General features: G+C 73.0%; 10 protein-coding genes and 1 pseudogene. 4 read left to right on the top strand and 7 right to left on the bottom strand.

The window, feature by feature from the left end:
- The first annotated feature begins 19 nt into the window (after positions 1-19).
- Complete coding sequence (locus BJ999_RS41660; protein ID WP_229810172.1) at positions 20-2,260, top strand: hypothetical protein; 2,241 nt, start codon at positions 20-22, stop codon at positions 2,258-2,260.
- 538 nt (positions 2,261-2,798) lie between these two features.
- On the opposite strand, the pseudogene mptB reads toward BJ999_RS41660, so the two are convergent.
- From mptB to BJ999_RS01470, 3 genes and pseudogenes are all read right to left on the bottom strand, one after another.
- Positions 2,799-3,542, bottom strand: a pseudogene (gene mptB, locus BJ999_RS44160) (polyprenol phosphomannose-dependent alpha 1,6 mannosyltransferase MptB); the annotation flags it as partial.
- Between the two features lie 80 nt (positions 3,543-3,622).
- Positions 3,623-4,354: a glycosyltransferase family 2 protein gene (locus tag BJ999_RS01475; protein WP_179831570.1), complete on the bottom strand. Its 732-nt coding sequence runs from the start codon at positions 4,352-4,354 to the stop codon at positions 3,623-3,625.
- Positions 4,355-4,492: 138 nt separating this feature from the next.
- Positions 4,493-4,828, bottom strand: a complete 336-nt coding sequence (locus BJ999_RS01470) for an STAS domain-containing protein (RefSeq protein ID WP_179831569.1) — start codon at positions 4,826-4,828, stop codon at positions 4,493-4,495.
- Positions 4,829-5,048: 220 nt separating this feature from the next.
- On the opposite strand from BJ999_RS01470, the gene BJ999_RS01465 reads away from it, so the two are divergent.
- The gene (locus tag BJ999_RS01465) at positions 5,049-5,405 is read left to right on the top strand and encodes a hypothetical protein (RefSeq protein WP_179831568.1); all 357 of its coding nucleotides are present in this window, start codon (positions 5,049-5,051) and stop codon (positions 5,403-5,405) included.
- Between the two features lie 214 nt (positions 5,406-5,619).
- Here BJ999_RS01465 and BJ999_RS01460 read toward each other — a convergent pair whose 3' ends face one another.
- Positions 5,620-6,729 (bottom strand): sensor histidine kinase, encoded by a 1,110-nt coding sequence (locus BJ999_RS01460; RefSeq protein WP_179831567.1) that lies wholly within the window; start codon positions 6,727-6,729, stop codon positions 5,620-5,622.
- A complete protein-coding gene (locus BJ999_RS01455; RefSeq protein ID WP_179831566.1) occupies positions 6,726-7,442 on the bottom strand; it encodes a response regulator transcription factor in 717 nt (238 codons plus the stop codon). The genes BJ999_RS01460 and BJ999_RS01455 overlap by 4 nt, the downstream gene beginning before the upstream one ends.
- A 209-nt stretch (positions 7,443-7,651) precedes the next feature.
- Here BJ999_RS01455 and BJ999_RS01450 point away from each other — a divergent pair, with 209 nt between their 5' ends.
- Together BJ999_RS01450 and BJ999_RS01445 are read left to right on the top strand one after the other, a co-directional pair.
- Positions 7,652-7,822 carry a hypothetical protein gene (locus BJ999_RS01450; RefSeq protein WP_179278736.1) on the top strand — a complete coding sequence of 57 codons (171 nt, stop codon included), beginning with the start codon at positions 7,652-7,654 and terminating at the stop codon, positions 7,820-7,822.
- A gap of 87 nt (positions 7,823-7,909) precedes the next feature.
- The gene (locus BJ999_RS01445; protein ID WP_179831565.1) at positions 7,910-9,481 is read left to right on the top strand and encodes a long-chain-fatty-acid--CoA ligase; all 1,572 of its coding nucleotides are present in this window, start codon (positions 7,910-7,912) and stop codon (positions 9,479-9,481) included.
- A gap of 177 nt (positions 9,482-9,658) precedes the next feature.
- Here the strand turns inward: BJ999_RS01445 and BJ999_RS01440 are convergent, their stop codons facing one another.
- On the bottom strand, positions 9,659-10,531 hold the full coding sequence (locus BJ999_RS01440) for an endonuclease/exonuclease/phosphatase family protein (protein ID WP_179831564.1): 873 nt from the start codon (positions 10,529-10,531) through the stop codon (positions 9,659-9,661).
- Between the two features lie 157 nt (positions 10,532-10,688).
- Positions 10,689-11,870: an elongation factor Tu gene (tuf, locus tag BJ999_RS01435; RefSeq protein WP_179831563.1), complete on the bottom strand. Its 1,182-nt coding sequence runs from the start codon at positions 11,868-11,870 to the stop codon at positions 10,689-10,691.
- Positions 11,871-12,308: the final 438 nt, after the last annotated feature.

Raw genomic sequence — 12,308 nt, 5'->3', positions numbered from 1 at the left:
CTCTTGTAACCTGAACGCCATGACGTCCCGGGGAACGAAGATCGCCATGTTCCTCGCGACCCTCGCGGCGGCGCTCGCGGCCGTTCTCGGCCCCGCGGCGGCGCACGCCTCGCCCTCGGCCCCCGCCGAGCGGGCCGTCACCGGCCGCGTGGTGGTCATCGGGGTACCGGCGCTGATGTGGAGCGACGTCAACCGCGAGAACACCCCGGCGCTGTGGGGGCTGACCTCGCAGGGCTCGGCCGCGGGCCTCAGCGTCCGCACCACCCGCGTCATCACCTGCCCGACCGACGGCTGGCTGACCTTGTCGGCGGGGCAGCGGTCGCGGCTGGCGCACGGCGACTGCGCGCTGCCGTCCACGCCGGTCCTGCCCGGCCAGGCCTCCCCCTCCGGCCCGCCGCCCGCCGGCGGCGCCGTCGCCGCCGGCTGGCCCGCGATCAAGAGCGACAACGCGGGCACCAACTACCACGCGCGCATCGGTCTGCTCGGCGACGAGGTCCACCGGGCGGGCGGCTGCACGATGGCGGTCGGCCCCGGCGCGGTGTTCGGCGCCGCCGACGGCGCCGGCCGGGTCGACCGCTACGTCGCCTCGCCCGACAAGGTCACCGCCGCCGACTGGGCGCGCTGCCCGCTCGCCGCGGTCGACGTGGACGACCTCTTCCGCGCCTACATCAACGCGGGCGTCGACCCGCACGGCGACCAGGTCCCGCTGTCGGACGAGGTCCGCGCCGCCGCCGCGAAGGCCGCCGACCGGCGGGTCGCGCAGGTCGTGACCGGGCTCCCGGAGGGGACGACCGTGCTGGTCGCGGGCCTGTCCGACACCGGCGTCAACCCGCACCTGCGCGTGGCCGTGGCCAAGGGCGCCGCCTACGGGCCCGGCTACATGACCTCCAGCGCCACCCGCCAGGACGGGCTGGTCACGCTGACCGACCTCACCGCGACGACGCTGAAGCTGCTCGGGGTGAAGCAGCCCAAGCAGGCCGTCGGGTCGGCGTGGCGGTCGCAGCCGTCCACGTCGTCCACGCACGACCGGGTCGACGCGCTCATGGACGAGGACGTCGCGGCGCAGGCGATCCGGGCCGTCCAGACGTCGTTCTACTGGGTGCTGTTCGCGGTGCAGCTCGTCCTGTACGGGATCGCCGTGGTCGCGCTGCGGCGCCTCGGCGGCGACCGCCGCTCGCGGGCGCGGATCCTCGGCGGCACCCGGGTGATAGCGCTGCTCGGCGGCGCGGCGCCCGGCGCGTCCTTCCTCGCCGGGCTGCTGCCGTGGTGGCGGGCCGAGCACCCGACGCCCGTCCTGATCTGCACCGTGCTGGGCTTCGCCGGGCTGCTGACGGGCGTGGCTCTCGCCGGGCCGTGGCGCCGCTCCACCGTCGTCCCCGGCCTGGTGATCACCGGCGTGACGGCGCTCGTCCTCGCACTGGACGTGATGACGGGCTCCTCCCTCCAGCTCAACACGCTGATGGGCTACACCGCCCTCGTCGCCGGACGGTTCTACGGCTTCGGCAACCAGGCGTTCTCGCTGTTCGCGGTGGCCGCGATCCTGACGGCGGCGTGGCTGACGGAGTACCCGCTGCGCAGGGGCGGCAAGGCCGTCGCCGTCGCGATCGTGGCGGTGATCGGCGCGTTCACGGTCGCGGTGGACGGCCTGCCCGCGTTCGGCAGCGACTTCGGCGGCGTGCTGGCGATCGTCCCGGCGTTCGCGATGCTCGGCCTGATGGTCGCGGGCAAGCGCATGTCGCCGCTCAAGCTCGGCCTGTTCTTCCTGGCCGGCCTGGTGCTCGTGCTGTTCATCTCGTACCTGAACGCCCGGTCGGCCAACCCGACGCATCTCGGCCGGTTCTGGCAGGACCTCATGGCCGGGGACGCGTGGGACGTCGTCACCCGCAAGTTCAACGCGATGCTGAACAGCCTCGGGTACTGGCCCTACACGCTCGCGCTCGCCGCCGCCGTCGTGTTCCTGTTCTTCGTCCTGGCGCGGCCCACGCGGTGGCGGGTGTCGCTGCTTCAGGGCGCCTACGAGAAGAACATGACGATGCGCCCGGCGGTGATCTGCGCGCTGGCGGTCGGCGTCATCGGCACGCTGGTGAACGACTCGGGCGTGGTGATCCTGTCGGTGGCGTTCAGCCTGGCGACCCCGCTGATGCTCGCCGCGGGGCTCCGGTCGCTGGAGATCGACCTGAGGAACGCAGACACGCCGCCACCAGCGCCGTCAGGATCGCCAGAAGCGTCCACGGGACCACGGTCGGCCGAACGACGGTGAACAGCCACTCCAGATCGTCCGGCAGCCGGATGCGGGCGGGCGCGCGGGCCGGCAGGTAGGCGAGGCTGAGGGCGGTGGTGTGGGCGAGCAGGATCCAGTCGATCCGCGTCCAGGGCAGCAGCGCCAGCAGCGCCCACCCGAACCCGTCGTACCAGGGCAGCGCGTAGGGCGCGGCGAGGAGCCACGCGAGGGCGATCGCGGCGGCGACGCGCCGCTCCTCCGCGCCGGGCACGAGGGCGTCCTCCTTGGGCAGGGCCCGGACGAGCAGCAGGAGCAGCACCAGGCCGAGCAGCATCGCGCCCAGCTTGATGACGTCGCGCTGGGAGCCGCGGCCGAGCGACTCGTCCAGCAGGTGCCAGGGGGTCGCGAAGGAGACCATGTTGCTGGCCTCGCGGACCTGGTCGAGCGCGTGCGGCCCGGCGAGCGCGTAGGACAGCGCCGTGACGGCCGCTCCCCCGGCGAACAGCGCGATCAGGTGACCGACCGGCCATTTCCGGCGTTCCGTCCAGGTCCGGCGCAGCAGGCCCCAGGCGGGGCCCCCGGCCACGAGCGCGGCGGGCAGCTTGATCGCCGTCCCGAGCCCGGCCAGCGCCCCGGCCGCCAGGGAGCGCGCCCAGCCCGCCCGGCCCGCGGCCCCGCCGCCGAAGACGGCCAGCGCGGCCACCATCGGGGCGATCGCGAGGACGTCGTTGTGCGCCCCCGCCACCAGGTGGAACAGCACGAGCGGGTTGCACGTCCACAGCAGCGCCGTGCGGAGCCGCCGCTCCTCCGTCCCGGCCATCCGGTAGAGGATCAGGGCCGTCACCGCGAACGCGAGCACGTTCAGCACCGACAGGACGAAGACGGTCAGCCGCACCGAGCCGCTGCCGATCCACGCGGCGAACGCCTGCCCGCCCGTGGCGACCGGCCCGTACACCGACGGCGTCGTCCGCCACTCCTCGGGCGCCCCGGCGACCGGGTCCTTCGGCAGGTCGACGGCGCTCGTGCGGTACGGATCGTGGCCGGTCGCCGCCATCCGCCCGTAGGAGGCGTAGTTCAGGTGGTCGGTGGACCCGACCGGCGGCATGAGCATGAACGCGGCCGCCGCCAGCAGTCCCGCGGCCACCAGCGGCAGGGCCCGCACGCGCCAGCCCCTGCGGACGGCGGCGAAGCACAACCCGAGCCCCAGCGCGCTCGCGGCGATCCCCGCGACGACGAGGCCGATCACCAGGTACGGCGACGGATGGACGTCCAGCGCGTACGGCGGCTCGGTGCGCGGGCCCTCCAGCTCCGGCTCGAACACCGACGGCCCGAGGAGAGCGGTGGCGACGAAGCAGGCGACGCCGGCCCCGATCCCCCACAGCCCGCCCGTGCCGAGACGGGTCACGGGCGGCTGCCGCGCAGGCGGTCCAGCCCTCTGGTCACCGCCGGTTCGCGCACGGCGAGCGCCCTTGCCACGTCCCGGAACTGCCGGGCCCGGTGCAGCTGGGAGCGCCAGTCCGTGCCGGTGGCGCGGTGTGAGAGCGGCACCTCCACCTCCGCCACCCGGAACCCGGCGCGCAGCAGGTCGACGGTGAGCGCGGTCTCCACCCCGAACCCGGCGGCGAGCGGGAGCGCGGCGTCGAACGCGGCCCGGGTCAGGCAGCGCTGCCCGTTCAGCGGCGCGGTGGCCTCCCAGCCGGTGGCGCGGCGGATCCCGTCGCGCGACAGCCGGACGACGAACCCGTGCCCGCCGAGCTTCACGGTCGTGGTGAACACGGCGATCGTCATGTCGGCCTCACCGGACCTGACCGGCTCGACCAGCGGCGCGGCCTCGCGCGCGGTCTCGGCGAGGTCGGCGTCCAGGAACAGCAGGTGGCGGGGCCGGTCGCGGCCCTCGTCCAGCAGCCGGACGGCCTCGGCCCCGCTCTCCATCGCGGCGCCCTTGCCCCGGTTGCGGCTGTGCCGCACGACCCGCGCCCCGGCCTCGCGGGCCACCCGCCCGGTGCCGTCGGACGAGCCGTCGTCGATCACCACGACCAGGTCGGCGCCGGGAAGCTCCTGCGCGGCCTTGACCGTGGCCGCGATGCGGTCGGCTTCGTCCTTGGCTGGGATGCATACCGCTACGTCCTGCATATCCGCGATCGTAGTCGGGGACGGGCGCGCGATGCCGCAGGGCACCGGGGAACGGCCCAAGCCGTTACCCGTGCGACCGGACGGCGACCCGCGGGGTTCACCCGCGGCGCCGGCGGTAGGGACGAGTGGTCGGAAAGGTCAGCCGGCGTCCAGAACCGGCGCCGCCTCCGTCACGGTGAAGACGGTGTCGAGCCCGGTCACCTGCAGGATCCGCTTCACGGCCGGGCGCGGCGCCGCCAGTTCCAGCGCGCCGCCCTGCTCCTTCAGCCGCTTCATGGCCGAGAGCAGCACGTTCATGCCCGTCGAGTCGCAGAACTCGACGCCGCTCATGTCGACCACGATGTGGTCGGCCTGGTCGCGCAGGAGGCCCGCGAGGGCCGCCTGCAGCCGTGGCGCGGTGTACAGGTCGAGCTCACCGGTCGCCGTGACAACGGCGTGACCTCCCTGAGACGCGGTCGAGACATTTAGCTCCACGTCCGGCACACTATCTCGCGAACGGCCCGGGAGCCAGGCGGTTCGCCAAGTCCCCTGCGCCGTGGGCGTTTCCGGGGCGTGTCGCCGCCTTGCCAGTCCCGCACGCTTTGAGAACTACGCACCGTAATGTGATGATTTCAGTGACCTGAGGCGCTGATCCGGTCCGCCGATATCGCGGGTTCGCCCCGCACGATCGCTCGCAGTAGGAGAACCTGAACGGGTGCAACAGCGGCATGGTCGACTGCGCGAGCGCCTGGAGACCGTCCGGGCGCGGGCGGCGAAGTCCAGCACGTGGCGGACGTCCACCCAGATCCTGTTCCGCCTGGTGAACAAGGACGGCTTCGTCCCCGTCCGAACGCGTCTTTCCCGCGAGGACCTCGCCTTCCTCGCCGGCGCCCGCGAAGAGGTCATCGCCTTCGCCGACCTCACCCTGCGCCTCGTCGACCTGCACCGCCCGCAGGAGGCCGGCGGCGGCATCACCAGCGACCCCGACCGCCCCATCCGCCGCTGCCGCGCCTGCATGTCCCGCTGGCCCTGCCCCACCTACCGCACCATCACCGAAGCCCTGGACCCCTGACCCGCTCCCCCCACGCCCGGACGCGCAGACCCCGACCACGACAGCAACCACGCAACAACCCGGGGCCTCGCGATCGCGTCCAAAGGCAGATACGAGCGAAGCAGGAATCTGATCGCGCAGCGAGCCGCAAGGCGAGCCGAAGCGATGCCAGCGATCGCCCGCGTTTCTCGACGATGGAGGGCCGCCAGGCCCGAAGGAGGAGAAAAACGCAGAGCTAGCACGGGAGACGGACCTCGAAGCGGCAGCCGGGGCCGGTGTTGGCGACGCCGATCTCGCCCGCGTGGGCCTCGACGATGCCGCGGGCGATGGCGAGGCCGAGGCCGGCGCCGCCGCCCGGGGTGCGGGCCGCCTCGCCGCGGAACGCGACGTCGAACACGCGGGGCAGGTCGCCCTCCGGGATGCCGCCGCAGGCGTCGGCCACCGTCACCCGGGCCTCGCCGCCGCGGACCTCGCCGGTGATCTCGACCGCGCCGTCGCTCGGCGTGTGCCGGATCGCGTTCACGACGAGGTTGCGCAGCGCGCGGCCCAGCTCGCCCGCGTCGACCTGGACGGGCAGGCCCTCCCGGACGTCTCCGCGCAGCCGGACGCCCTTGGCGCGGGCCAGGGCCTCCGCGCCGGCGACCGCCTCGGCGACCAGGTCCGCGAGGCCGACGCGCTCGCGGGACAGGCGCAGGGCGCCCGCGTGGATGCGGGACAGCTCGAACAGGTCGTCCACCATCTCGGTCAGCCGCTCCACCTCGACGCGGATGCGGGCGTGGTAGCGGCGGGTCGTCTCCTCGTCGGCGACGACCTCGTCCTCCAGTGCCTCGGCCATCGCGCGGAGCCCGGCCAGCGGGGTGCGCAGGTCGTGGCTCACCCAGGCGACCAGCTCGCGGCGGCTCGCCTCCAGGGCCTGCTCGCGCTCGTGCGCGGCGGCCAGCCGGTCGTAGGCGGCCTCCAGTTCGCGGGAGAGCTCCGCCAGCTCGGCCGGAAGGTGCGCCGACGGGGGACGGAACCGGTCCGCGCGCACGGCCTCGACCAGGGTCCGGTTCGCGGCCACCAGACGCCGGCCGAGCAGGACCGACACCGCCATCGCGACCAGCCCGGCCGACGTCACGACGGCGAGCACCACGGAGCGGTCGTGGTCGTTCAGCAGCATCAGGAACGAGATCACCAGGATGCCGGAGATGGTCGCCAGCACCGTGGCGGCGCCGACGACGACCAGCTGGGTGCCGACCGAGCGGCCGCGCAGCGCGTGCAGGACGGCGAGGGCGACCGCCGCGACGGCGAACGCGGCCAGCGCCGCGTAGAAGACCACCCACAGCAGATCCTCGAAGGGGATCATGGGCCGGTCTCCGCGGGCTCGTAGCGGTAGCCGACGCCCCACACGGTGACGATGCGGCGCGGCGCGGTCGGGTCGTCCTCGATCTTCTCGCGCAGCCGCCGGACGTGGACGGTCACCGTGGAGGAGTCGCCGAACGTCCAGTCCCAGACGCGTTCGAGCAGTTCCTCGCGGGTGAAGGCCCGCCGCGGATGGCGCAGCAGGAACGCCAGCAGGTCGAACTCGCGGGAGGTGAGCGCGAGCCGCGCGCCGCCCAGCTCCGCCTCGTGCGCGCTGACGTCCACGAGGAGGCCGCCGTCGCGCAGCGGGCCGGACGGGCCGGTCGGGACGAGCGCGCCCCGCGCCCGCCGCAGCACCGACCGGACGCGCAGCGCCAGCTCGCGCGGGCTGAACGGCTTCGTCACGTAGTCGTCGGCGCCGGTCTCCAACCCGACGAGCCGGTCGGTCTCCGCGCCGAGCGCCGTCAGCATCACGATCGGGACGGTCGAGGTCTCGCGGAGCCGGCGGCACACCTCCAGGCCGTCCATCCCGGGCAGCATGAGGTCGAGGACGACCAGGTCAGGGGGTTCGTCGAGCGCCCGGCGCAGGGCGGTCCGGCCGTCGGCGACGCACACGACCTCGTGCCCGTCGCGGGCCAGGTAGCGGGCGACGACCTCGGCGACCGTCGGGTCGTCGTCGACCACCAGGACGCGCCCGGCGTGGGGGAGGGTGTTCACCCCTCAAAGCTAGGCCCCGTCCGCCGGACCCACACCGGATGTCACCACCCCGTAAGGAGTCGATCATGCAGCCCCACCGGCGGCGCCGCCCTGGTCCGGGTCAGGGTCCCGTCCCCGGGGGTCCTCAGGGTGCGCCTCCGCCGCACGGCGGTGCCCAGGTCGTCCCGCAGGCTGATGACCCCTGGGAGGCGAGCGCATACGGTGGAGTCATGGGTAAGACGATTCTGACCATCCTCGGTGTGCTTCTCGCGGTGTGGCTGGTGGTCACCGTCATCGGCGCGATCTTCTCGATGCTGAAGTTCTTCTTCTTCATCGGACTCGTCGCCGTCGTGGTGGTACTCGCCGTGACCGCGGTCTCCAAGATGTCGAAAAGCCGCTAGGCGAGCGGCCCGATCCCCTTGCCGCGATGTCACCGGTGACCGCATGATGCCGGAATAACCAGGCGGTCATCGGCGAAGGGGCCCAACGTGCCAGGTCTTGACGGAGTGCTGCGCGAACGAGCGCTCGCCTATCCCGATCGTGTCGCGTACATCGCCGGCGACACCGAGATCTCCTACCGCGACTTCGACCGGCGCGTCGACCGGGTGGCCGCGGCCCTCGCCGCCGCCGGGCTGGGCCCCGGCGACCGGGTCGCCGTCCTCGACAAGAACTCCCTCGAATACGCCGAGCTGCTCTTCGGCGCGACCCGGATCGGCGCCGCGCAGGTCCCGGTGAACTACCGGCTGGCACCCGACGAGGTCGCCTACATCGTCAACAACGCGCAGGCGAAGGTCTTCGTCGTCGGCCCCGAGTTCCTCCCCGTCCTGGACGCGATCGCGGGCAAGCTGGAGCACACCGACCTGACGGTCGTCATCGCCGGCGCCGACCCCGCCCACCAGGACCCCGCCCACCAGGACTATGCCGCCTGGATCGACGCCGCCCCCGCCGAGATCCCGGCATACGAGCCCGACAGCGGGGACGTGTTCGTCCAGCTCTACTCGTCCGGCACGACGGGGCTGCCCAAGGGCGTCATGCTGACGCACGACAACTTCCTCGCGGCGCTCGCGGCGACCAACGACGTGTGGAACATCGACGAGTCGTCCGTGCTGATGATCGCGATGCCGATGTACCACGTGGCCGGCAACGTGCTCACCGTCTCCGCGGTCTACAACGGCCTCACCGGGGTGATCACGCGCGAGCCCGACCCGACCGCGATCGCGCGGGGCATCGAGCGGAACCGCGTCACGCACATCTTCCTCGTCCCGGTGCTGCTGCAGTTCATGCCGCTGATCCCCGAGGTCACCGCGTCCGACATGTCCAGCCTGCGGCTCATGCTGTACGGCGCGTCCCCGATCAGCGAGGACGTCCTGCGCACCGCCATGGCGATGCTGCCGACCACCGAGTTCCGGCAGGTGTACGGCCTGACGGAGGTCACCGGTGCGATCACCTCGCTGCCCCCCGAGGACCACGACCCGGACGGTCCGAACGCGCACCGGCTCCGCAGCGCCGGCCTTCCGAACGACACCACCGAGCTCAGGATCGTGGACCCGGCCACCGAGGAGGAGCTGCCGTCCGGCCGGGTGGGCGAGATCATCTGCCGGACGCCGCAGAACATGAAGGGCTACTGGGGCATGCCGGACGCGACCGCGAGCGCGCTGTCCGAGGACAACTGGTTCCGGACGGGCGACGCCGGCTACCTCGACGAGGACGGCTACCTCTACATCCACGACCGCGTCAAGGACATGATCATCTCGGGCGGAGAGAACATCTACCCCGCCGAGGTGGAGAACGTCCTGATGGGCCACCCCGCCGTCGGCGACTGCGCGGTCATCGGCGTCCCGGACGAGCGCTGGGGCGAGACGCCGAAGGCGATCGTCGTGACGACCGAGGACGTCTCCGACCAGGAGATCATCGACTACTGCCGCGACCGCCTGGCCCACTTCAAGTGCCCCACCTCGGTCGAGCGCCGCGAGGCGATCCCGCGCAACCCCACCGGAAAGATCCTCAAGCGCGACCTCCGCGCCCCCTACTGGCACGGCACGGACCGAGGGGTTAATTGAAACCCCCCTCACCCGCGACGACCTGAAGTGCCGCGATCGCGTCCGAAGGCAGGTTCGAGCGAAGCGAGAACCTGATCGCGCAGCGAGCCGCAAGGCGAGTCGAAGCGATGCCAGCGATCGCTTGCGTTTATCGACGATGGAGGGCCGCCAGGCCCGAAGGAGGAGAAAAACGCGGGATTACTGGTAGCGGACTACCGCTGAGAGGGGGCGGTGGTCGGAGGTCTTGACGGGGGCCGCCGGGACGCTGCAGGAGACGGCGGCCGACTTGCCGATGAACAGGTAGTCGGTCTTGGTGAGCGCGGTGCCCTGCCAGTTCTGCCGGGTGTTCGCCCCCGTCCGGGAGGAGCCGGACTGGTCGCACTCGTCGTAGGCGGCGTAGAGGGGGTCGAGCGCCGGGCTCTCCGGGGCGTCGGCGAGGTCGCCGCCGACGAGGACGCGGTCCGTGCCCGCGAGGGTGGTGAGGGCTCCGGCCTCCTTGCGGCGCCACTGGGCGCTCTCGGTCTCGCTGAGCTGGGCGACGCAGACGCGCGTCGTCCAGGACGGGACCTCGCCGCACAGGGCGATCCGGGTGCTCCCGGAGGGGGCGGGCAGCCTGGCCTGCCGGTGCGCGGTGAGCGGGGCGTCGGTGCCGATGGCGACGCCCGCGCGCCCCTGCCCGGCCGCGCACGCCTCGTCGCCGGGCGCGAACGCCCAGCTCCACTTGGGCAGGGACGTCTTGAACGTGCGGATCTGACCCTCGCAGACCTCCTGGAGGAGGGCGGCGTTCGGCCGCACCGTGCGCCCGCCGACCTCGGTCGCCCGCATCCGCTGGACGACCTCCTTGGTGAGCTTGGCGGGCGCAGCGCCGGAGGGGCAGTCGGAGCCGCCGCAGACGTTCCAGCTCACCGCGTTGATCGTCACGGCGGCGGGGCGGGGGGCCGCCCCGTCGGCGTGGGCGGGACCTCCGCCGCCCGGCAGGCCCTCGATGCTGGCTCCGGTGGCGGCCGCGGCCACGACCGCGGCGGCCGCACAGACCGAGAGCAGGGGAATCAGGGCGCGGGGGGATCGCACACGTGCTCCAGACGGGGAATGCTGCGGGGGTGATGTCGGAATCTCACCACATCAAGATCGCATCCGCCAGCCGTTCGCGACCACTCGGTCACCGGAGGGCGGGGGTCTACCCGATCAAGGCTAAGGGGCCCCGGCGGATGCCGGAGCCCCTCTGCCGCTAGTCGAGCAACGCGGTCACGGTGCCCGCGCCGACCGTCCGGCCGCCCTCACGGATGGCGAAACCGAGCCCCTCGGTCATCGCGACCGGCTTGCCCAGCTCGACGGCCATCTCGACCGAGTCGCCGGGCAGCGCCATGCCGCCCTCGCCGAGGTCGACGCCGCCGACCACGTCCGTGGTGCGGAAGTGGAACTGCGGCCGGTAGCCGTGGAGGAAGGGCCTGCTCCGCCCGCCCTCGTCGGCGGTCAGCACCCGGACCTGCGCCCGGAACCGCAGGTGCGGCCGGATCGCGCCCGGTGCGCTGACCACCTGGCCGCGCCGCACCTGGTCCCGCTTGACGCCGCGCAGCAGCATGGCGGTGTTGTCGCCCGCCTCGGCGTGGTCCATCGTCCGCCCGAACGTCTCCAGCCCCGTCGCGACGGAGCCGAACGTCGCGCCGAGCCCGACGACCTCCACGGCGTCCCCGACCCGTATCGCGCCCTGCGCCACGACGCCGGTCACGACGGTGCCGCGCCCGGTGATCGTGAGGACGCTCTCGACCGGCATCAGGAACGGCCTGTCGAGCACCCTGCGCGGCACGGGCACGTAGGCGTCGATCGCGTCGAGCAGGTCGACGATCCGGGCCGTCCAGTACGGGTCGCCCTCCAGCGCCCGGAGGCCGGACACGCGCACGATCGGGACCTCCTCGCCGGGGAACCCGTACTCGGTGAGCAGCTCCCTGACCTCCAGCTCGACGAGGTCGAGGAGCTCGTTGTCCTCGACCATGTCGGCCTTGTTCAGCGCCACCACGACGTGCCCGACGCCGACCTGCCGCGCCAGCACGATGTGCTCGCGCGTCTGCGGCATGGCGCCGTCCTGGGCGGACACGACCAGCACGGCCCCGTCCACCTGGGCGGCACCAGAGATCATGTTCTTGACGTAGTCGGCGTGGCCCGGCATGTCGACATGGGCGTAGTGCCGCGTCGCGGTCGCGTACTCGACGTGCGCGACGTTGATCGTGATGCCTCGGTCGCGCTCCTCGGGCGCGCGGTCGATGCGCTCGAACGGCACCGGGGACGCCAGCCCGCGGTCGGCGAGCACCTTGGTGATCGCCGCGGTCAGCGTCGTCTTGCCGTGGTCGACGTGCCCCATCGTGCCGATGTTCAGATGCGGCTTGTCGCGCTCGTAGAGCTGCTTGGCCATGGTCTCGTCCTCACTGGTGGATCCGGTGAGAACCGACTGCGCGCACACAGGCGCCCAGTCCTGGACCACCCCCCTCCGCTGGTTCTCCGGAGACGGGACGGAGAGGGGTCAGCTTCGGACTGCCGCGCCCGCTGCCACTGCCGAGAAGGCAGCCGGCACCGCGCTCAGCAGGGCGATGCCTGCGAGCGTCCGGGTGCCGGCTGCGAAGAACATGCCTCGGACATTACGGCCGCCCCCGGCGGAAGTCGACCGATTATTCAGCCGCCCGCGGCGACCGGCCCTGCCCTTGGCGCAGGGCCGGTCATTGTCCTTCCGGGTTCAGCAGCCGGACGGGGTCGCGGCAGGCCCGGGACGCGGGGCCCGGTCCACGATCGCTGTGTTCAGAAGGGCACTGGACTGGGTCGTCGTGCCCGGCGGCCCGAACGGATGGCCCTTGCC

This window comes from Actinomadura citrea (assembly GCF_013409045.1).
Taxonomy (GTDB): Bacteria; Actinomycetota; Actinomycetes; order Streptosporangiales; family Streptosporangiaceae; genus Spirillospora; species Spirillospora citrea.
Note: the sequence above shows the minus strand (reverse complement) of the source record. Positions and strands in the feature narration are given on the sequence as shown.